The organism is Magnetococcales bacterium, from assembly GCA_015231755.1.
Taxonomy (GTDB): Bacteria; Pseudomonadota; Magnetococcia; order Magnetococcales; family Magnetaquicoccaceae; genus Magnetaquiglobus.
In genome coordinates this window covers 125,600-146,247 of the sequence record JADGAZ010000005.1, presented here as the reverse complement: position 1 = coordinate 146,247, position 20,648 = coordinate 125,600, and the positions used below count along the sequence as shown (strand labels likewise).

16 protein-coding genes are annotated in these 20,648 nt (G+C 60.6%); 11 read left to right on the top strand and 5 right to left on the bottom strand.

Features of this window, described 5'->3' with window-relative positions:
- Positions 1–8: 8 nt before the first annotated feature.
- Positions 9–1,214: a pyridoxal phosphate-dependent aminotransferase gene (locus HQL98_05130; protein MBF0271449.1), complete on the bottom strand. Its 1,206-nt coding sequence runs from the start codon at positions 1,212–1,214 to the stop codon at positions 9–11.
- Between the two features lie 91 nt (positions 1,215–1,305).
- On the opposite strand from HQL98_05130, the gene HQL98_05125 reads away from it, so the two are divergent.
- Both HQL98_05125 and rlmB read left to right on the top strand, forming a co-directional pair.
- Positions 1,306–2,763 (top strand): cysteine--tRNA ligase, encoded by a 1,458-nt coding sequence (locus HQL98_05125; protein MBF0271448.1) that lies wholly within the window; start codon positions 1,306–1,308, stop codon positions 2,761–2,763.
- A complete protein-coding gene (rlmB, locus tag HQL98_05120) occupies positions 2,760–3,569 on the top strand; it encodes a 23S rRNA (guanosine(2251)-2'-O)-methyltransferase RlmB (GenBank protein ID MBF0271447.1) in 810 nt (269 codons plus the stop codon). The genes HQL98_05125 and rlmB overlap by 4 nt, the downstream gene beginning before the upstream one ends.
- Here rlmB and HQL98_05115 read toward each other — a convergent pair.
- From HQL98_05115 to HQL98_05105, 3 genes are all read right to left on the bottom strand, one after another.
- Positions 3,560–3,724 (bottom strand): rubredoxin, encoded by a 165-nt coding sequence (locus HQL98_05115; protein MBF0271446.1) that lies wholly within the window; start codon positions 3,722–3,724, stop codon positions 3,560–3,562. The genes rlmB and HQL98_05115 overlap by 10 nt on opposite strands.
- A gap of 489 nt (positions 3,725–4,213) precedes the next feature.
- Complete coding sequence (locus HQL98_05110) at positions 4,214–4,768, bottom strand: hypothetical protein (GenBank protein ID MBF0271445.1); 555 nt, start codon at positions 4,766–4,768, stop codon at positions 4,214–4,216.
- A gap of 89 nt (positions 4,769–4,857) precedes the next feature.
- A complete protein-coding gene (locus tag HQL98_05105; protein ID MBF0271444.1) occupies positions 4,858–5,607 on the bottom strand; it encodes a 1-acyl-sn-glycerol-3-phosphate acyltransferase in 750 nt (249 codons plus the stop codon).
- 122 nt (positions 5,608–5,729) lie between these two features.
- On the opposite strand from HQL98_05105, the gene rpoH reads away from it, so the two are divergent.
- Positions 5,730–6,584, top strand: a complete 855-nt coding sequence (gene rpoH / locus HQL98_05100; GenBank protein MBF0271443.1) for an RNA polymerase sigma factor RpoH — start codon at positions 5,730–5,732, stop codon at positions 6,582–6,584.
- 99 nt (positions 6,585–6,683) lie between these two features.
- Here rpoH and HQL98_05095 read toward each other — a convergent pair whose 3' ends face one another.
- Positions 6,684–9,647: a PBP1A family penicillin-binding protein gene (locus HQL98_05095; GenBank protein MBF0271442.1), complete on the bottom strand. Its 2,964-nt coding sequence runs from the start codon at positions 9,645–9,647 to the stop codon at positions 6,684–6,686.
- A 168-nt stretch (positions 9,648–9,815) separates the two neighbouring features.
- Between HQL98_05095 and pilM the strand changes: the two genes are divergently transcribed.
- The 8 genes from pilM to HQL98_05055 are packed head-to-tail and all read left to right on the top strand — an operon-like array spanning position 9,816 to position 20,648.
- Positions 9,816–10,934, top strand: a complete 1,119-nt coding sequence (pilM, locus tag HQL98_05090) for a type IV pilus assembly protein PilM (GenBank protein ID MBF0271441.1) — start codon at positions 9,816–9,818, stop codon at positions 10,932–10,934.
- The gene (locus HQL98_05085) at positions 10,931–11,530 is read left to right on the top strand and encodes a PilN domain-containing protein (protein ID MBF0271440.1); all 600 of its coding nucleotides are present in this window, start codon (positions 10,931–10,933) and stop codon (positions 11,528–11,530) included. Before pilM ends, HQL98_05085 begins: the two co-directional genes overlap by 4 nt.
- Positions 11,527–12,189, top strand: coding sequence for a type 4a pilus biogenesis protein PilO (pilO, locus tag HQL98_05080; GenBank protein MBF0271439.1), 663 nt, complete (start codon positions 11,527–11,529; stop codon positions 12,187–12,189). Before HQL98_05085 ends, pilO begins: the two co-directional genes overlap by 4 nt.
- Positions 12,186–12,650 (top strand): pilus assembly protein PilP, encoded by a 465-nt coding sequence (locus HQL98_05075; GenBank protein MBF0271438.1) that lies wholly within the window; start codon positions 12,186–12,188, stop codon positions 12,648–12,650. The genes pilO and HQL98_05075 overlap by 4 nt, the downstream gene beginning before the upstream one ends.
- The gene (gene pilQ, locus HQL98_05070; protein MBF0271437.1) at positions 12,647–15,067 is read left to right on the top strand and encodes a type IV pilus secretin PilQ; all 2,421 of its coding nucleotides are present in this window, start codon (positions 12,647–12,649) and stop codon (positions 15,065–15,067) included. Before HQL98_05075 ends, pilQ begins: the two co-directional genes overlap by 4 nt.
- An 8-nt stretch (positions 15,068–15,075) precedes the next feature.
- Positions 15,076–16,176, top strand: a complete 1,101-nt coding sequence (aroB, locus tag HQL98_05065; GenBank protein MBF0271436.1) for a 3-dehydroquinate synthase — start codon at positions 15,076–15,078, stop codon at positions 16,174–16,176.
- Between the two features lie 9 nt (positions 16,177–16,185).
- Positions 16,186–19,803: a response regulator gene (locus HQL98_05060; protein ID MBF0271435.1), complete on the top strand. Its 3,618-nt coding sequence runs from the start codon at positions 16,186–16,188 to the stop codon at positions 19,801–19,803.
- Positions 19,800–20,648 carry a protein-glutamate O-methyltransferase CheR gene (locus tag HQL98_05055; protein MBF0271434.1) on the top strand — a complete coding sequence of 283 codons (849 nt, stop codon included), beginning with the start codon at positions 19,800–19,802 and terminating at the stop codon, positions 20,646–20,648. The genes HQL98_05060 and HQL98_05055 overlap by 4 nt, the downstream gene beginning before the upstream one ends.

Here is a 20,648-nt window from a genome sequence, read left to right as displayed (position 1 = left end):
CAATCCCATCACCGCGTCAACTCTTCGGCCACCTTGCGGATGCGGATCATGGCCTGTTCCAGATCCTGCATCGACGTGGCGAAGGAGATGCGGAAATAAGGATCCAGGCCGAAGGCCGAACCCGGAACCACGGCCACGCCCACGGCCTCCAGCAGATAGGCGGAGAACTCCAGGGTATCGGTGATGCGGGTGCCGTTGGCGGCGGTGGTGTTCATCAAGCCCGCCACGTTGGGGAAGACGTAAAACGCCCCTTCCGGGGAACGACAGGTGATGCCGGGCATGGCGTTGAGGGCATCGACCACAAAATCCCGCCGCTCGCGGAAGGCCTTGACCATGGGTTTGATGCACTTTTGCGACCCGGCCAGGGCCACCGCCGCCGCTTTCTGGGCGATGGAGGTGGCGTTGGAGGTGCTTTGCGACTGCATTTTGGTCATGGCCTTGATGATCTCCTTGGGCCCGACCGCATAACCGATGCGCCAACCGGTCATGGAGTAGGCTTTGGAAACCCCGCTCACGATCACGGTACGATTCTGCAAGGCGGGAACCACGGCGCTCAAGGTGGCGAAGCGGAATGGCTTGTAGATGATCTTTTCATAGATGTCGTCGCTGATCACCCACACGTGGGGATGACGCTCCAGCACCGCCCCCAGGGCGATCAACTCTTCGGCGGTGTAGGCCGAACCGGTGGGATTGGAGGGGGAGTTGATCACCAGAAAACGGGTCTTGGCGGTGATGGCGGCTTCCAACTCTTCCGGGGTCATCTTGAAGCCGTTGGCCTCCTGGGTGGCCACGACCACGGGCACGCCATCGGCCAGCAGCACCATATCCGGATAAGAGACCCAATAAGGCGCGGGGATGATCACCTCGTCGCCGGGATTGATGGTAGCCTGGATCAGGTTGAAAAAGGCCTGTTTGCCACCCACGGTCACCACCACCTGATCCGGGGTGAAGGCCATGTTGTGGTCTTCGACGTAACGATGAATGATGGCGCGTTGCAGTTCATCGATGCCTTCGACGGCGGTATACTTGGTGAATCCTTCCCGCAGGGCGCGGATGGCCGCCTTTTTGATGTGTTCCGGGGTGTCGAAATCGGGCTCTCCGGAGCCAAGTCCGATCACATCCTTGCCTTGGGCCTGGAGGGCCTTGGCCTTGGCTGTGATCATCAGGGTTGGCGAGGGCTTTACGTTCTGGATGCGTTGCGATAAAACAGACATGGATCTTTTCCCGGTAGGGCTGACGGTGTAAGGAAGCAAACCGAAAAATGGTATCATGGATCTTTTGGCAACGTCAACAAGGCAGTGCGTCATGACTCTCTCTCTCTACAACTCCCTGGGCCGCCAAAAACAGCCCTTCGTGCCCCGTGTTCCCGGCCAGGTCGGGATCTATGTCTGCGGCATCACCGCCTATGATTTTTGCCACATCGGGCATGCCCGGGTGATGGTCTCCTTCGACGTTTTGGTGCGTCATCTGCGCGCCAGCGGACTGAAGGTGACCCATGTGTGCAATTTCACCGACATCGACGACAAGATCATCCGTCGGGCGATCCAAGAGGGGATCTCCATCGAGGCGTTGTCGGGCCGTTTCATCGACGCCTTTCACACCGACATGGCGGCGCTGGGAGTGATTCCCGCCGACATCCAACCCAAGGCCACGGAACATCTGCCGGAAATGCGCGCCATGATCCAGACCCTGATCGACAAGGGACTGGCTTATGAAAGCGGTGGCGATGTCTTTTACGCGGTGGACCGTTTTCCCGCCTATGGACTGCTTTCCGGCAAACACCTGGAGGAGTTGGAATCCGGCGCCCGGGTGGATGTGGACAGCCGCAAACGCAATCCTTTGGATTTTGTCCTGTGGAAAGGGGCCAAGCCCGACGAGCCCCAATGGCCCTCCCCCTGGGGAGCGGGACGGCCCGGCTGGCATATCGAATGTTCGGCCATGGGGGTGAAATATCTGGGAGAGTCCTTCGATCTGCACGGCGGAGGACGGGATCTGATCTTTCCCCACCACGAAAACGAAATCGCCCAGACCCAGGGAGCCACCGGCAAGCCCTGGGTCACCTGCTGGCTGCACAACGGCTTTGTCAATGTGGTGGACGACGCGGGCAAACGGGAAAAAATGTCGAAAAGTCTCGACAATTTCCGCACCATCCGCGATCTGCTCACCGCCTGGCGCGGGGAGACCATCCGCCTGTTTCTGCTCAACAGCCACTATCGGGCACCCCTGGATTTCTCCCTGGAACTGCTCGACGGCGCCCGGGCCGGACTGGACCGGCTCTACGGCGCCTTGCGCGCCGCCGAAGGGATTCTGGGCGCCCTTCCCGAGGCCCAACCCGTGGTATGGGAACAAGAAAGCCAGGAATACCCCGAAGGCCACGGGGTCCGTTTCCGCGAAGCCATGGACGACGACCTCAACACCCCTCGGGCCATCGCGGTGCTGTTTGAGCTGGCGAAGGGGATCAACCGTCTGGTCAGTGAAGGCGACTCTCCGACCCAACGGCAGGAATTGATCCGTCATGTGGCCCTGCTGCGGGGACTGGGGGGCATACTCGGACTGTGCGGGGAGGTGCCGGAGGTCCACTTCCGTTTCAATCCCGAGGGGGGATGGAGCGACGCCGAGGTGGAGGCGTTGATCGCCCAACGCAACGAGGCGCGACGCAACCGGGATTTCCAGACCGCGGACCGCATCCGCAAGGAGTTGACCCAGGCCGGAATCGTGCTGGAAGACTCCCGTGATCAAACGATCTGGAGGCGGGAAGCATGAGCGGCGAAGCGGAAGTAGTGTTTGGCTTCAACCCGGTGCTGGCGGTGCTGAACGACGACACCCGACCGGTGGAAAGCCTGCTCATGCTTCAGGGAGTGCGCAGCGGACGGTCCCGGGAGGTGGAACGGCTGGCGGGGGAACGGGGGGTACGGCCCAAATTTGTGGAACGGGTCATTCTCGACCGGTTCACCGATGGCGGGGTCCATCAGGGGGTGGCGTTGCGGGTAGCGGTGCGGGTTCAACCCACCTGGGAGACGCTGCTGGATCGGCTGGAGGAGCAAGACGATCCGGTGTTGCTGCTGCTGGACGGGGTGGAGGATCCACGCAATCTGGGGGCCATTTTGCGTTCGGCGGAGGCTTTCGGGGTCAAGGCGGTCATTCTGCCCAAGGATCGTTCCGCGCCCTTGTCGTCGGTGGCGGTGAAGGCTTCCGCCGGAGCGGCAGCGCGGGTGGACACGATCCGGGTGACCAATCTGGCCCGGGGGATCCAGGAACTCCAGGATCGGGATGTGCGGGTGGTGGGTCTGGACGGAGACGCCCCCCACCGTCTGGATGGCGGTCAGGAGGACTGGCGCGGCCCCATCGCCTTGGTGCTGGGGGGCGAAGGACGGGGATTGCGCCGTCTGACCCGGGAACGATGTGATGCCGTGCTGGCCATTCCCATGACCGGCGCGGTGGGTTCATTCAACGTGGCCACGGCAGCGGCCATCGCCTTGTACGAACTGCGTCGTCGCCGGGCCGCGGAGACCGCCGAAGTGAAGCGCCGGACAGTCCCCACGAACCCGCAGGGGAAAAGTCACACCTGATCGAGCACGAACTGTCCCTTGCCCACATCACACTCCGGACACTCCCAGTCTTCCGGCAGATCCTGGAAGCTGGTGGAGGGACGGATGTTGCGTCGGGGCAGGCCGATGCGCTCGTCGTAGATGAAATTGCACACCTTGCAGCGCCATTTGCGCATACCCGGTTGTTTTTTCATCGCCTTGCGCACCTGATCCACGATCTGGTTGCGCAACGACCCGTATTGTTGGGGAACCGCCACCTCGATCTCCTTGAGGCAGGCTTTGTAGTCGGCGGTCAACTGGTTTGAATCCCGGATGATGGCCTCGGCCCCTGGGGTTTGATTCTTGCTGGCCAGCAGGGCGGCGGCCTGTGGTGAAGCCAGCGAGGATTTCAATCCCAGATCGATGGCGCGGGCGATGAGGGTTTCAAGGAGCGTCGTCGTCATTGTGAAGGCTACTCAAGGATGGACGTTGAATCCTGGGGGAAATGAAACCATGGATCTGACGGCGTGAAAGTGTTGCGTCAGGGGTGGCGAGTCACCGGATTGTCATTAAGTTTCTGATAAAAGCAAAAGGCGGGCCAGCCGGGACAACCGGTTCACGATCTCCCCTGCGCTGCCGAGTGGTCCACCCCTGGGATCCACCCGGTCCGACACTGGCCAGCCCGATCAGGGCTGATACTCCATCAACAGTTCCCCCAGGCGCATGTTCAGGATTTTGGCCTGTTCTTTGTTCAGGACCGAGCGGAAGGTGTTCAGGCAATCCTTCTTGAAGAACTCCATCAAGGCCGGAAACATTTTGTAGTTGAGATTGGCGGTGATCTGAGAGAACTTGAGCAGGCTTTCGTATTCGCGGAGAGAGATTTCGTATTCGGTCAGGTCATTGATTTTGCAGTCCATGTACTCGTAGAATTTCTCCACGAACACGAACTGTTCAAACGATTGGGGATCCTTGAGGATGTCGTGTTTGACGTAATTCCCATTCACATCCTTGGAGTCCCTGGAGACGACGAATTTGCCATACTCCAGCATCACGCTCTTGGTGCAGCCTTGTTCCACGTCGATATCGATGACGATCTGTTCGGCCTTGATACGATTACAGAAGGTCTCCTTGCCATACAGCTCCCGGACCACTGCCACCGTATTTTCAAAAACATCCTTCTCCTGTAGCTTCTTGCCAGCGCCATCCATGATCCGATCCCCTGTCACGAGTAGATTGAACACGGCCATCCGTGCGCACCCGACACCCTGTCCCGTACAGCCATGGCCCCCATTGTAGCAGCAACGCCGTGGGAGTAAATCAAAAAACCTTCTCAGACGGATGAGGTTTCCAGCTCGGCGGTCATGGCCTCAATGGTCGCCTCCACCCGGGCGACCAGAGCCTTGCGGTCGGCGCGGCTCAGACCGGCCGTGGCAATCGGCGTGCCGATCCGTACCCGGATCTCACCGGCTTTTTTCAGAAACGAGCGCCGGGGCCAGAAAGAGCCGGCATTGTGGGCCACCGGCACGATGGGAGCCCCGGCGGCCAAAGCCAGGGAAACGCCCCCCGGATGATATTTGCCCGCCACTCCCGGCGCGGAACGGGTGCCTTCGGGAAAGATCAACACCGCCACGCCCTGTTCCAGTTGATGGATTCCTTGTTCGTGGAGACGGTGCAACGCCGCCACGCCCCGGCTCCGGTCGATGGAGATCTGACCCGTGGCCTGCAAGGCCCAGCCGAACACCGGAATCCAGGTGAGGCTCTGTTTGAGCACCTGCACACATGGATAAAACAACGACACAAACGCCAAGGTCTCCCAGGCGGACTGATGCTTGGACAAAATCACATACGGCGGGGGAGGCAGATTCTCCAGCCCCTCCACCCGCTCGCGCAAATCACAGCTCACGGCCAGCAGACGACGGCAATACCGGGACCAATCCGCAGCCCAACGCCGTCTGCGCGCCAGGGAGGCCACCGGCCAGGACACGGAAATCAACAATCCATAGACACAGGTTCCGGCCACCAGCAAGGCAAAAAAAAGTACGGAACGGATCCATCCCTTGACAAACTGCCATCCCGACATAACAATACTCCATTGATGTCACACCAGAAACTCTAAAACAGCCCCGTTGCGGTCATCCGCATCCGCTCCGCATCCCGTCCACTGTCAATTTAACACGCTTTCGAGGTTGCATGAAACCCACAATGGGATACGCCTTGGTTCCGGTCGCCGATCAGGGAGATTTGAGCCGTTACCTGGGGGAGATCAACCAATTTCCTCTGCTCACCCCGGAAGAAGAATTCCAACTGGCGGTCCGCTATCACGAACACGGGGATCTGCAAGCAGCCCACCGACTGGTCTCTTCGTATCTGCGTTATGTGGTCAAAATCGCCAGAGAGTACGTGGATTATGGCCTCAGACTGATGGATCTGGTCCAGGAAGGCTCCCTGGGACTGATGCAGGCAGTAAAAAAATTCAATCCCTACAAGGGATTCCGACTGGCCACCTATGCCGTCTGGTGGATTCGGGCCTCGATCCAGGAGTTCATTCTGCGCTCGTGGAGTCTGGTCAAGATCGGCACCACCGCCATGCAACGCAAACTTTTTTTCAGTCTGCGCCGCAACAAAATCTCCATCGAACGCCTGGATCACGACGAAGCCTGCCTGCTGGGTCAAAAGCTCGGGGCCAAAACCCGTGAAATCCTCGAAATGGACTGCCGCCTCGCCAACCGGGACGACTCCTTGAACCGCTGCACCCTGGATGACGGCGAAGAACTGCAAAACCTCATTCCCGACGGGCGCAGCAATCAGGAGGTCACCCTGCTGGCCGCCGAAACCGCGACCCTCAACCGTCGCGCCGCCGCCCAGGCCCTGCGGGTGCTCAACGAACGGGAACGGGCCATCATCTCCTGGCGCATACTCGACGACACCCCTTTGACCCTGGAAGAGATCGGCCGCAAACTCGGGGTCTCCCGGGAGCGGGTGCGGCAACTGGAACAACGCGCCCTAGCCAAAATGCGTCAAGCCATTCTGCCCCTGCCGGCGCCGGTCCAGGCCTGATTCTTTAGGGAATTTCCCGCCGTTTTTCCCCGTTTTTCCATTTTGCCAATCATGCCGGACCGGAATCGATGCGCCACGTCGATTCCGGTCCGGATTTTTTCAGTACAGCCCGCCGTCCATCTCCCCCTGACCCTGCCGCCCACCACCGGGGGTGGCGCCGCGGGGATTGTTGCCGCCACGGGGGGGATTGCCGGCACCACTGCTGCTGCCACTGCTACTGCCCCAACTGCTCCCCCCACCACCCGGAGACGCGGGCGCCGCAGGAGCGGCACTGCCGTCCGCCGGTCCCCAACTGCGGGACGGGGGGGCATTGCCGCCAGCGGGAGCCGTCGGTGTGGGTGCGGCGGGAGCCACTCCCCCCTCCTCATCATCCGTGGATCCGGCTCCCGGCGCTCCGGAACTCCCCTCCTCCTGAACCGGCGCCGCAGCCGCAGGGGTCAAAGGCTGCTGTCCGGGCTTGAAGGCCTCAAAAACCCGTTGGGTGGTTTGCGGACCCGGAAGCTCGCCGGTTTCCCCATCGATCTCCTCCAAGGAGATGCCCGGCGGCACGGCGAAATCCGTGGCCGGCTGGCCCTGCAACGCCTCTTGCATGAAGTCGATCCAGATGGGCAAAGCCGCGGTGCCGCCGGTCTCCCCCAGCATGGAGAAGTCATCCATGCCCACCCACACCCCGGCCACCAAAGAGGGCGAAATGCCGATGAACCAAGCATCCCGATAGTCGTTGGTGGTGCCGGTCTTGCCGGCGATGGGACGGTTCAAAGACAACGCCTTGCGGGCGGTGCCATACTTGACCACCCCTTTCATCAGGCTCACCACTTGATAGACACTGGCGGGATTGAGGGTCGGCTTGCCGAACTTGGGGGTATTGATGGATTCCCCGGGTTGGGGAATGATCCGTTCCGGCTCCTGATGGCACAACAGACAGTCCCCGCCCCCGTGACGGAACACGGTGCGACCGAAACGGTCCTGAACCCGGGCGATGTAGACCGGTTCCACCCGCTTGCCCCCGTTGGCGAAAACCGCGTAGGCCGCCGTCATCTTGAGGGGTGAAAAACCCATGGAGCCGAGGGACAAGGACAGATCCTGCCGCTCCGGGGGAATATCCAATCCGAAATTCTTCAGATACGAGGCGATATAGGGAATGCCGATGCTTTTGGCCAGCCGCACGGTCACCAGATTGCGGGAGTGGGTCAAAGCCACCCGCAGGGTGGTGGGTCCGTAGTATTTGTGTTCGTAGTTTTCCGGTTGCCACACCTTGGATTCGCCGGTGTTGGGATCCCGATAGGTGATGGGCAAAGGACTGTCTTCGACCCGATCCACCGGAGAGTAACCCTTGTCCATGGCGGCGGTATAGATGAACGGCTTGAAGGAGGAGCCGGGTTGACGCATGCTCTGGATGGCCCGGTTGAACTCGCTGCGGGAAAAATCATACCCGCCTACCATGGCCAACACCTGACCGGTGTGGGGATCCATGCACACCAGGGCGGCTTCGACATTGGGTTCCTGGGCCAGGGTGAAATGGGTACGTTTGCCTTCCGGCGGTTCCACCAGCACCACATCGCCGGGCGTCAAAAGATCGGCAAGCTTTTTGGGAGCCGGTCCCAGATCCTTGCCATCCTTGTTCTCCTTGGCATCCTTGCGCCGGGGACGGGCCCATTTGATCCCCTCCATGGGCAACTGGATCTCCTTGCCGGAAGTGAGCAACAGGTGGGCTGGTCCCTGTTTGGGGATATCCAGCACCAAGGCATGGAGAAATCCACCGGTGGTGGGCTGGGTTTTCTCGTGGCTTTTGAGCCAGGCACCCCGCCCCTGAACCCCCACATCGGCGATATGGGTCACCACACCCCGATAACCGTGACGGCGGTCGTATTCCAGCAACCCCTTGCGCACCGCCTGCTGGGCCACCCGTTGCAGACGGGGATCCAGGGCGGTATGGACTTCCAGTCCGCCGTTGAACAACTGATCGCTGCCCCACTCTTCCAGGATGGTACGGCGCACGTGTTCCAGATAATACGGGGCGATCTGTTCCAAAGACTCCTTGGGACGCACCAGATTCAAGGGAGCCTCGGCGGCCTCGGTGGCCTCTTCGGCGGTGGCCAGTCCCAGTTCCACCATACGGTTGAGCACCAGTTTCTGACGGGCGCGGGCCTTTTCGGGATCCCGCCACGGGCTGTAATAGCTTGGCGCCTTGGGCAGACCCGCCAGCATGGCCATCTGGCCCAGGGTCAACTCGGAGACATCCCGGGCGAAATAGGCGTGGGCCGCCGCCCCCATGCCATAGGCCCCGGCCCCCATATAGATCTGGTTGAAGTACAGTTCGAGAATCTCATCCTTGGTGAACCGCTTTTCGATCTGGAAGGAGAGGATGATCTCCTTGATCTTGCGCTCCATGCTCTTGATGGAGGTGAGCAGAAAGGTGCGGGCCACCTGCTGGGTGATGGTGGAAGCCCCCTGGACCTTGCGGCCTCCGGCCTTGAGGTTGGTGACCGTGGCCCGCAGGATGCCGGTCATGTCGATGCCCGGATGTTGATAAAAACGGGAGTCCTCGGTGGCCAACAGGGCATCGATCAGCCGTTGGGGCATCTCCGAACGGGGAATGAACAGCCGACGCTGAATGTAAAACTCCCCCATCAACTGATAATCCCGGGCATAGACCCGGGTGAGCAGATTGGGACGATAATCCGCCAGACTTTTCAAGGTGGGCAACCCCTCGGAAAAGTGCTGGTAAACCCCCCAGGCCACGCCGATCCCCACCAGAATCAAAAAAATCCCGAGCAGAAACAACCGCCAGACCCAACGCCAGAAACCGCCGGAAGAACGCTTCGCGGCAGGACGGACCGGGGGTTTGGGACGGGGTTTGGGGGGAGGTCCAGCGGGCTGAATCTCCGACTCCCCGGGCTGGGAGTCCTTCCGGGCCTGGGATCCGGAAGCCGGAACGGACGCCTCCGGAGCAGGAGCGTCGATGAACAGATCCGGCTCCCGGGGGTCGTCGGGAAGCGGGTCGAACAGATCGGGCTCGATGACATCCCGGCCCGGATCGCCTTTCTTGCGTACCGTACCCATGGTGAATTCAGCCTTTCATGGTCGGATGAACGATCGGAAAGAAGAAACCGTGGCAAAGGGTGCATTGCCACTGGCCCTCTCTTCCATTAAAGTTGATCCTGCTTTTTAGACGATTCAGCACCATCCGTCCAGATTCCTCATGCCAAAAAACGGACCGAAAAAAGCACCATGATCCCATTTGCCTCCTTTGACAAGCCCGTGGTCGGTCTGGACATCGGCACCACCGCCATCAAGGCGGTGGAGTTGCGCCATTCCGGACGCCAATGGAGCGTCCATCGGGTCGGGTGGAAACCCCTGCCCCCCAAGGCCGTCTCCGGCGGAAAGATCAAAGAAAAGGAGGTCGTGGTCCAGACTCTCCGGGAACTTTGGGCCGAATCCCGCTTCGGATGCAAGCGCGTTGCCATTGGCGTCGGCGGCCCATCGGTGATCATCAAACGGATTCCACTGGCCCTGATGAGCGAACTGGATCTGGAAGACCAGATCGCCCTGGAAGCCGAAGAGCATATCCCCTTCGACATCGAAGAGGTCTATCTGGACTTCCAGATTCTGGAGCGGGGCCCGGAACAGATGGACGTGATGCTCACCGCCTGCAAAAAAGAGCTGGTGGACAACCGGCTGGAGGCCCCTCGGGAAGCGGGTCTGAATCCGGTTCTGTGTGATCTGGATCTGTTCGGCATGATCAACGCCTTTGGACAGTTCTGTCCCACCGCCGCGGGAGCCAAGGGGCTGTCCAAAGCCGCCAAGGCCAAAAAAACCGATCAAACCGCAAAAACCGACAAAACCGAAGCCACCGCCCTGGTCAATGCCGGCGCCTCCCACTTGAGCGTGGCGATTCTGGCCAACGGCGTGCCGGAGTTCATCCGGGATCACGCCTTCGGGGGGGAACGGCTGCTGCAAGAGCTTCAGCAACAAAACAGCCTCGGCACCGAAGAGGCGGAACGGATGATCCGGCTGGGCCAAGACGCCCAAAACCGCCCCTGGTCTCCCACCCAACGGCAACCCATGGTTCAGGCATTCCTGGAACAGATGGCCGGATTGATCCGCCAATCCGTGGACTTTCACAACGCCGCCCACGGCAACCAGCGGGTCGGATCGGTGCATGTCGCCGGCGGCTGCGCCCTGCTGCCGGAGCTGCCCACCCAGTTGGGGGAGTTATTGAATCTGCCGGTGCAACGAGTCAATCCCTTGTCGGGTCTGCACGGAACCATCCCAGCCGCGTTGCGACCGGACAACGCCACCGGATTTCTGGTGGCCCTGGGATTGGCCCTGCGGGGAGACGCGCCATGAAACTGCACATCAATCTGCTTCCCTACCGCCCGGCACGACGTTTGGCCAAGGTCAACCGGCTATTCATGATCTGGGGAGCGGTGGCCCTGATGGGCATCATGCTGGCCTTTATCGCCAACAGTCAGATCGAAACCCATATCGCCGAACTGACCGCCAAAAAAACTGAAAACGAAGATACCTTGAAACGTCTGGAAAAACAACTCGGGGAGATTGCCGATATCAAGGCCAAACGGGAACTGGTCAAGCAACGGCTGGAACTGGTGGCCCAGTTGAGCCGCTCCCGGGATCTGACCTTGCGGGTGCTGGACACCTTGAGTCAACAGATTCCGGAAAAGGTGTGGCTCACCCGGATCACCACCCGGCAAAACGCCCTGGAACTGATGGGCGAAGCCCAATCCAACGCCATGGTGGCGGATTTCATGAGCGCCCTGGAACGCTCTCCCCATCTGGCCCATGTGGACCTGACTCGGGTGGCCCGCCCGGCCAAGGCCCAGTCGGAAATGAAAGAATTCACCGTCACCGCCCGGATCGTCCCGCCACCGGAACCCGAGGATCCCAAAACCAGAACCGCCCCCAAAACAGGAGCCCAACCATGAGCCTGGAACTGGGATTCGATCCGGGTCAACTGTTGCGGCTCAAACCGCTGCAAAACGCGGGGATCGCCCTGGGGATCCTGGTGGTGATCGCCATCGGCTATTGGCATTTCTTCTTGAAGGATCATCAGGCCACCATCGAACGCCTCGACGCCGAACTCGCCAAGCAGGAAGAGACCATCCGCTCCCGGCAAACCATGTTGCGCCAGCTTCCGGCGCTGCGCAAAGAGCTGGCCGAACTGAAAGCCATGGAGGCGGAAGCGGCACGCAAGCTTCCGGCACGCAAGGATATTCCCGCGCTGCTCACCGACATTTCCAACGCCGGACACGAACAGGGACTCACCTTCGTGCTGTTTGCCCCCAAGGCGGAGCTGCTGGCGGACATCCACGCCGAAGTCCCGGTGGAAATGCAAATTCAGGGATCCTACCACGAAACGGCACTGTTCATGCAGGCCATCGCCCGATTGCCCCGCATTGTCACGATCAACGACACCCTGATGACACCGGACAAAAGCGGCGCCCTGCTGACCACCACCAAAGCGACCACCTACCGTTTTCTGGACGCGGACGAACTGGCGGAGCAGGCGCAAAAAAAAGCCAAGAACACCGCCAAGGGGGCGAAACCGGCGGACAAAAACAAACAGGATAAACTCAACCCATGATGCGACTGGCCCTGCCGATGGTGATGGCGATGGTCGGCTTCGCCGCCAACGCCGCGGCCATCGAGCTGCCGTTGCCCAAGGAAGAACCGCCTTACCGTCTGGTGGGCAAACGGGATCCATTCCAGGCCCCAGCCGGAGTGGAAAAAAGCCGGATGCACGACAACGCCGACGCCACCCCAACCGCTCCCGCCCGTCCCCGGGAGCCTCTGGAAGCCTTTCAACTGGACAGCCTCAAGCTGGTGGCCATTTTGCGCTCCAAGGACGGCTGGCCTCCGGCGGCCATGGTGCAAGATCCCCAGGGCAAGGGTCATCTGGTGCGTCAAGGAGTCCACATCGGCACCCGCGAAGGGGAAGTCACGGAAATCAATGATGGCGTGGTGACCATCCGCGAACCTCCCCCTTCCGCCTCGGGCGCACCCAGAATCGTTACCCTACGGTTGCATGAAGAGAAAACCCCATGATGCGCTCCGCTTCGTTCCTGTCATCGTTCTTCGCGCTGCTGTTGCTGGCCGGATGTCTGGCGTCCCAACCCGCTCCCGAAGCCACCGACCCGGCGCAACAAACCGCCAAGCCCCCAACACGCATCCTCGAAGTCACCGCCCGGGAGGAGTCCAACGGCACCCGCATCCTCGTGAAAGCCGATGGTCCCCTCACCCATCAGCTCTATCAAAAAAGCGATCCCCCCAGAATTCTGCTGATCTTTCCCAAGACCCTGCTGGATCACGCCATCCAACCCCGCCTGATCAACCTGTCCACGGTGGCGGGTCTGTTTCCCGGAGAGACCCCGGAGCACGACGGTCAACTGGAATTGACCCTGCCGTCCATGCTGGAATACGACCTCAAGGAGACCGCCTCGGGGCTGGAACTGACCGTGTTGGCCAATAAAAAAGGCCAGGAGAGCAAAAACCGTCCGGAAATCCGCGACACTCGCATCACCCGGGTGACCGAAGGCAGTGAAATCCGTTTTCTGGGCACCGGCCCCTTTCCGGAACCGAAAATCTTCCGCACCGAAGATCCCCCCCGCATGGTGGTGGATCTGCCAGGCATCCCCGGCCCCGCCGAACCCAAGACCCTCACCGTCTCCACGCCGGAAGTGCTGCGCGCCCAACTGGCCAGCGCCCCCGGCAAGACCCGGCTGGTGGTGGATCTGGCCCACGCGGGCATCGCCTACCGGGCCAGCCAGGACGCGGGAGGACCGTTGATCCAGTTGACCTTGCGCCCGGATGTGGCCGGCACCCCTGCGGTGAATCAGGTCACTTTCGCCCGGGATGGCACGGACGCGGTGACCCGCATCCTGTTGGACCGGGAAGGCTTCGCCGCCCAGGGCCAGCGCCAGGGCAACACCCTGACCATCCAGCTCAAAAAAACCAAAGCCGCCGAAAAGTGGATCCGGCGCATGGATGTGCGCGCCTTCGGCGGCCCCGTGGAATACGTGGATCTGAAGCCCGAAGGGGAAAACCTCGTGGCCACCTTGCACTTGAACCGTTCCGCCGGTCTCCACGATATCCTCCAAAAAGACCGGGAACTGCTGGTGCGGGTCAAACCCCTCACCAACCCGGATGCCAACGCGCTGCCGGAATTCCCCTATTCGGGGCAGAAGGTCTCCCTGGATGTCAAGGAGATCGACATTCAAAACGCTCTGCGTTTCATGGCCGAAATCGCCAAGATCAACATCATCCTGGCCGACAGCGTCACCGGCACCCTGACCATGCGCCTCGAAGAGGTGCCCTGGGATCAGGCCCTGGATCTGATGCTCGAAGCCAAACAGTTGGGCAAGGTGCGACAGGGCAATGTGCTGCGCATCGCCCCGCTGGAAGAGATCCAGAAAACCGCCAAGGCCCGCATCGTCGAGCAGAACAATCAAAAACAACTGGAACCGGTGGTGACCGAAATGATTCCGGTCAGCTTCGCCCAGGCGGATAAAATCAAGGCCCTGCTCCAAGAGGGGGACCAGACCAAAGGCACCCGCATTCTTTCCGAACAGGGGAGCGTCGCCTTGGACCAGCGCACCAACACGCTGATCGTCAAGGAAGTGGCGGGAAATCTGGCTCAAATCCGCGAACTGGTGAGCAAACTGGATCATCCCATTCCCCAGGTACTCATCGAGGCGCGCATCGTGGAGGTCTCCCGGGACAACGCCGCCTCACTGGGCATCAACTGGGGGTTCAATTACAAGAAAAACGACAAATGGGCCCTGTCCAGCGGCATCAGCAATGCCAACGAGGTCCACACCGTCAGTTCCGCCACAAACGACTCCCCCCGACTGCCCATGACCACCAGCCCCCCCATGAACTTTCCCTTCATGCCCGCCTCTCCCGGCACGCCGGGTTTCGGCAGTGTGGGATTGCATCTGGGGACCATCTCCCCCATGCTGGATCTGGACATCGAACTCGGAGCCATGGAAAACACCGGCAAACTGACTGCCATCGCCAGTCCCCGCATTCTCACCACCAACAAACAAAAGGCCATCATCACCCAGGGCTCCAGCCAGCCCTATCCGACCCGGGACTCCACCGGCGCGGTCACCTATTCGTATATCGACGCCACCTTGAGCCTGACCGTCACCCCCCAGATCACCCCCAACGGATACATCATCCTGGATGTGGTGACCACCAACAACGAAGTGGGTGCCAGCAGCGGTGTGGCTCCGCCCCCCATCAGCAAGCAGGAGATCACCACCAACGCCTTGGTGAAGGATGGGGAAACCATTGTGCTGGGTGGCATCTATCGCACCAAAGAGAGCGATCGCACCCTGGGCATTCCCCAACTCAGCGAAATCCCCCTGCTGGGCCGACTGTTCCGGCAGGAGAGCCAGGACAACAAACAAGTGGAATTGATGGTCTTCATCACCCCCCGCATCATCGAGCAAACCCCATGAATCCAACCCTGCGCACCCTGACCGTGGAGCTTGGTCCACGCTCTTATGACATTCTCATCGGCTCCGGGATTCTGTCCGGAATCGGCCCGGAGCTGAAAAAAAGGTTTCGCGGCCAACGGATCGCCCTGGTGAGCAACGAAACCGTGGCGCCTTTGTATCTCGCCCCAACCCGGCAGTCGCTGGAAGAGGCGGGATTCCGGGTCACCCCCGTCATCCTGCCAGACGGGGAGACCCACAAGAACTGGATCACCTTGCAACGCATTTTCGACGCCCTGATCGCAAACCGTTTCGAGCGGGGTGACGCCCTGTTGGCTCTGGGAGGCGGGGTGATCGGCGACATGACCGGTTTCGCCGCCGCCTGTCATCAACGGGGCGTACCTTTCGTGCAGGTGCCCACCACCTTGTTGGCCCAGGTGGACGCCTCGGTGGGAGGCAAGACCGGTATCAACCATCCGCTGGGCAAAAATCTGATCGGCGCCTTTCATCAACCCTGTCTGGTGCTGATGGATGTGGATACCCTGGCCACCCTGCCCCAGCGGGAACAACGGGCCGGACTGGCGGAGGTGATCAAATACGGGGTCATCTGGGACAAAGAGTTGTTCGATCTGCTGGAAGAGCGCCTGGAGACCATCCTGGCCGGAGACGCCCCCCTGCTCACCGAACTGCTGTACCGCTGCTGCGCCATCAAGGCGGAAATCGTGGCCATGGACGAACGGGAACAAGGCGCCCGGGCACTGCTGAATTTTGGTCATACCTTTGGTCACGCCATCGAGTCTCTGACCGGCTACGACACCTGGCTGCACGGCGAGGCCGTGGCTGCGGGCATGGTGGCCGCCGCCCGTTTCGCCACCCGCGTCGGCCTGTGCCCGGCAGCGGAGACCGAACGGGTCTGCGCCCTGATTCAACGGGCCGGACTGCCGACCCGACTGCCCGCGTATCCGGTTGACCACTATCTGGAAGCCATGATACACGATAAGAAGGTTGCATTTGGCAACATTCGCTTTATCCTGCCCGAAACCGTCGGACGGGCTGTGGTGCGGGACAATCCTTCGGGGGAGGAGTTGAGGGCCACTCTCGCGGCCAACATGGAGCCAATGACCACTCGCTAAGGAGAGGGCATGAATCGATCCATCCATCATATTCCCATCGCTTATCGTATTTCTGCGGGATTTTCGATACTTATTATTTTATTGATCATGCAGTTCCTGCTCTTCGACACCCAGAATCAAAAACTCGCCAACATCCACGACCGACTGGTCAAACACCCTTTCACCGTCACCAAAGCCGCGCTCCGTCTGGAAAAACGTATCATCGAAATACGACTGTACAGCGACCTGATCCTCACCCCCCAATCCCCCGACGACATCCAAAAGATCGAGCATCAGCTTCAGGAGTCCTGGAGCGACCTGAATGAGAACATGAGAATCATCCAGGAACGATTTCTGGGTGACATGAACCGTGTCATCGAGACCCAGACCCTCCTGGATACTTGGTGGCACGCCCTGCACCAACGGGAAATCGTCTTGATCCTGGACAACCGCACCCCGGAGGCCCAAGCGCTGCACACCACCTCGGAGTACCTGAAACGGGTGGATCGGATCAACGAGAATATCAACTATATCGTCCAGTTTGCCCAAAACAAGGTTCTCTCCCTCTCCGGGGAGTTCGATCAAAGCGCGACGGCGGCCCGACAGGTGGTGCTGCTGTTTTTTTCGGCCATCATGCTGTTCGGTCTGGTGGTGGCGATCCTGGCCACCCGGGCCATCACCCGTCCCCTGCGGGAGATGAACGAGTCCGTCACCCAACTCGCCGCCAAAAACTTCACCATCGCCATACCCGGCACCGAAAGAAAAGACGAGTTCGGGACCCTGGCCCGCTCCATTGGAATCCTTCAGGGCATGGCCCGGCATATCGATGAAGAGTCCTGGATCAAGAGTCAGGTCAATCACCTGTCGGTGCAGTTGCAGCAACTCTCGGATCCGGGTCTGTTCGCCCATCAGGTGATTCACCACCTGACCCCGTTGCTCAACGGCAGTCACGGGGCCTGTTATCTCCACAACGAAGACAAAAAGGTGTTGGAACTCAAAGGGGGCTACGGTCTGGAAGACATGAAACAGGCCCGGCTCACCATTCCTCTGGGCGAGACCCAGGTGGGACTGTGCGCCCAAACCGGTCAGACCATTCAGCTTTCCGACGTGCCCAAAGAGTATGTCAAGATCGCCTCCGGCCTGGGAGAGGCCAAACCCCAAGCCCTGATCCTGATACCCTTGCGCTTTCAGGAACGCACCCTGGGAGTGGTGGAGATCGCCTCCTTCCGGGAGTTCACCCCGACCCATCACGCCTTGCTGGAAACCATTCAACCGGTCATCGGCATCAATCTCGAAAGCCTCTACCGCCTGCAACGCACCCGCAATCTGTTGCAGCAATCCGAATCCCAGGCGCAACAACTCCGCCAATCCGAAGCCGAGCTCCAGGTCCAGGGGGAAGAGTTGCAGGTGATCAATGAAACGTTGCGTTCCAAAAGCGAAACCCTGGAACAGCAGGCCATGGAGTTGCGCCGCTCGGAAGAGGAACTCACCACCCAAGGGGAAGCCCTGCAAATCGCCAACGAAGAGTTGCGCACCAAAAACGAAACCCTGGAACGCCACACCCGCGCCTTGCAAGAGGCCCGGCAGATCGCGGAACGCAACGCCGCCGAGCTGGAACAGGCCTCCCGTTACAAGTCCGAATTCCTGGCCAACATGTCCCACGAGTTGCGCACCCCGTTGAACAGTCTACTGATTCTGGCCCGCGCCCTGGCCATCAACCCGGAAGGCAACCTCAACGAAGACCAAAAGGAATCGGCCCAGATCATCCACGACAGCGGTCAGGATCTGCTGATGCTGATCAACGACATCCTGGATCTGGCCAAGGTGGAGTCCGGCAAGATGGAACTGGCCCTGGAGCCGGTGAGTGTGGTGCAAATGCTCACAAACCTGGAGCGTCGTTTCACCCCCTTGGCCCGGGACAAAGCCCTGACCCTGACCCTGCGGGCCACCCCCCACACACCGGCCACCCTGCGCACCGATCCCCACAAACTGGGCCGGATTCTCACCAATCTGCTCGCCAACGCCATCAAGTTCACCGATCAGGGGGAAGTCACCCTCACCGTGGACAAAATCCCCCCTCCCTTCCCTCCCCCCTCGGCCCCGGATAAACGGGAGTGGCTCGCCTGGACGGTTCACGATACCGGCATCGGCATTCCAGCCGGACAGGAGGAACGAATCTTCCAGGCTTTTCAACAGGTGGATGGCACCACCAGCCGCCGCCATGGAGGAACGGGTCTGGGATTGACCATCGCCCGGGAACTGGCCATCTTGCTGGGAGGACAGATCCAGGTCTCCAGCATCCCCGGATCCGGCAGTCGTTTCACCCTCACCCTGCCGATTCCGCTCCCGGTTTCGGAGGCCTCCGAAGAAACCGTCCCCCCTGCCACCCCGGTCCCCCAACCCCGGCTCACGGATCCGCCTCACCCCGTCGCCGCAGCGCCTGTGACCGCGCCCCTGCGGAAAAAAACCATCCTGATCATCGAAGACGATCCAGTCTTTTCCCGTATTCTCAACGAACTGTCCCAGGGAAAGGGATTTTCCCCCATCATGGCCACAGACGGAGAACACGGGTTGACCCTGGCCATCCGCCATCTGCCCGCGGGGGTGATTTTGGATCTGACCCTGCCGGACATGGATGGCTGGAGCGTACTCAAGCAACTCAAGGCCAATCCGGTGACCCGGGACATTCCGGTTCATGTCATCTCGGCCCGGGACGAAAGCGCCTTCGGCACCGCCCAGGGGGCCGCGGACTATTGGGTCAAGCCCATCGGACGGGAACAGATCGAAACCGTCATGAACCGGATCGCCCGGACCCAGGGAGGGCTGTTGCATCCCCGCCATGTGCTGGTGATCGAGGATGACCCCAACGCCCGCAAGGCCATCGCCACGCTGCTGGAGTCCACGGAGGTGAAAACCACCTGCGTGGCCAAGGCGGAAGAGGCCCTGGCGCGACTGGGGGAGGAGACTTTCTGCTGCATGGTGCTGGATCTGAATCTGCGGGGGGTCAGCGGATTCGAACTGCTGGAACGAGCCACCACCAATGGATTGCGACTGCCGCCGGTGATCATCTATTCGGGCCGGATGTTGTCCGATCAGGAGACCCTCTATCTGCGGCAATTCACCGATCACATCATCATCAAGGGGGAACGTTCCCCGGAACGGCTGCAAGAGGAGGTGGCCCAGTTTCTCCACCAGATGCAGCAGACTCCCACCGGTTCGTTTCCGCCGGCCACCGCCGCCAATCCCGCGATCCACCAGATTCCGGCCCTCAAGGACAAGACGGTCTTGATCGTAGACGATGACATGCGCAACATCTTCGCCCTTTCCAAGGCGTTGCGCGCCCGTGGACTCCAGGTGCTCATGGCCCAGGACGGAGTGCGCTCCGTGACCCAGTTGCAGGCCCATCCGGAAATCGATCTGGTGATCATGGACATCATGATGCCGGAGATGGACGGCTACACCGCCATGCGCACCATTCGCAGCCACGAGCAGTGGCGCACCCTGCCCATTGTGGCCCTCACCGCCAAGGCCATGAGCGGCGAACGGGAAAAATGTCAACAGGCCGGTGCCAACGACTATCTGGCCAAACCCGTGGATCTGGACAAACTCATGGCCATGATGCACCACTGGCTCACCCAAACATCATGACCGACCTCCAGATTCACGCCATCGAAGTGCAACTGCTGCTGGAATCCTTGCGTCTGCGTCATGGCTATGATTTCAGCCAATACGCCCGCGCTTCCCTGGAGCGGCGTCTGCATACCCTCTCCATCACCCTGGGATACCATACCCTGTCGGCGATGATCCCCAGACTGCTCCACGATACCACCTTCGTGGACGAGGTGATCGCCCATGTATCGGTGCCGGTCACGGAGATGTTCCGGGATCCGCCCCTGTATCTGGGGTTGCGGGATCAGGTGATACCCTATCTGGCCACCTATCCCCGCATTCAGCTCTGGCTGCCCGGCTGCGCCACCGGAGAGGAGGCCTACTCCCTGGCCATCTTGCTGCACGAAGAAGGATTGCTCAACCAGACCACCCTGTTTGCCACCGACATCAACGACACCGCCCTCGCCCAGGCGGAATCCGGGGTCTTCTCCGCGGACAAACTGCGGCAATTCTCCAGGAATTACCAATTGTCCGGCGGAAAACGGGCGCTGGAGGCGTATTTTCACCGCCATGACCATTCGGCCACCATCCACGATCAGATCCGCCACAAGATCGTCTTCGCCCACCACAATCTGGTGTCGGATGGGGACTTCGCCGAAACCCATCTGATCTACTGCGCCAACGTTCTGATTTACTTCAACGACGAACTGAGAAACCGGGTACTCGGCGTCTTTCGCAAAAGTCTGGTACGGGGCGGATTTCTCTGTCTGGGCCCCCAGGAGAGATTGCTGGGAACCACCGAAGAATCCCGCTTCACAGAACTGGATCCGGGATGCCGGATCTACCGCTCCCGCCCCCCCCAATCCGATCCTTCCCCCCCATGA

Bases quoted from the DNA above. Each gene is read 5' to 3' on its own strand.
- HQL98_05130 (MBF0271449.1), bottom strand. From the start codon at position 1,214: ATGTCTGTTTTATCGCAACGCATCCAGAACGTAAAGCCCTCGCCAACC.
- HQL98_05125 (MBF0271448.1), top strand. From the start codon at position 1,306: ATGACTCTCTCTCTCTACAACTCCCTGGGCCGCCAAAAACAGCCCTTC.
- rlmB (MBF0271447.1), top strand. From the start codon at position 2,760: ATGAGCGGCGAAGCGGAAGTAGTGTTTGGCTTCAACCCGGTGCTGGCG.
- HQL98_05115 (MBF0271446.1), bottom strand. From the start codon at position 3,724: ATGCGCAAATGGCGCTGCAAGGTGTGCAATTTCATCTACGACGAGCGC.
- HQL98_05105 (MBF0271444.1), bottom strand. From the start codon at position 5,607: ATGTCGGGATGGCAGTTTGTCAAGGGATGGATCCGTTCCGTACTTTTT.
- rpoH (MBF0271443.1), top strand. From the start codon at position 5,730: ATGGGATACGCCTTGGTTCCGGTCGCCGATCAGGGAGATTTGAGCCGT.
- HQL98_05095 (MBF0271442.1), bottom strand. From the start codon at position 9,647: ATGGGTACGGTACGCAAGAAAGGCGATCCGGGCCGGGATGTCATCGAG.
- pilM (MBF0271441.1), top strand. From the start codon at position 9,816: ATGATCCCATTTGCCTCCTTTGACAAGCCCGTGGTCGGTCTGGACATC.
- HQL98_05085 (MBF0271440.1), top strand. From the start codon at position 10,931: ATGAAACTGCACATCAATCTGCTTCCCTACCGCCCGGCACGACGTTTG.
- pilO (MBF0271439.1), top strand. From the start codon at position 11,527: ATGAGCCTGGAACTGGGATTCGATCCGGGTCAACTGTTGCGGCTCAAA.
- HQL98_05075 (MBF0271438.1), top strand. From the start codon at position 12,186: ATGATGCGACTGGCCCTGCCGATGGTGATGGCGATGGTCGGCTTCGCC.
- pilQ (MBF0271437.1), top strand. From the start codon at position 12,647: ATGATGCGCTCCGCTTCGTTCCTGTCATCGTTCTTCGCGCTGCTGTTG.
- HQL98_05060 (MBF0271435.1), top strand. From the start codon at position 16,186: ATGAATCGATCCATCCATCATATTCCCATCGCTTATCGTATTTCTGCG.
- HQL98_05055 (MBF0271434.1), top strand. From the start codon at position 19,800: ATGACCGACCTCCAGATTCACGCCATCGAAGTGCAACTGCTGCTGGAA.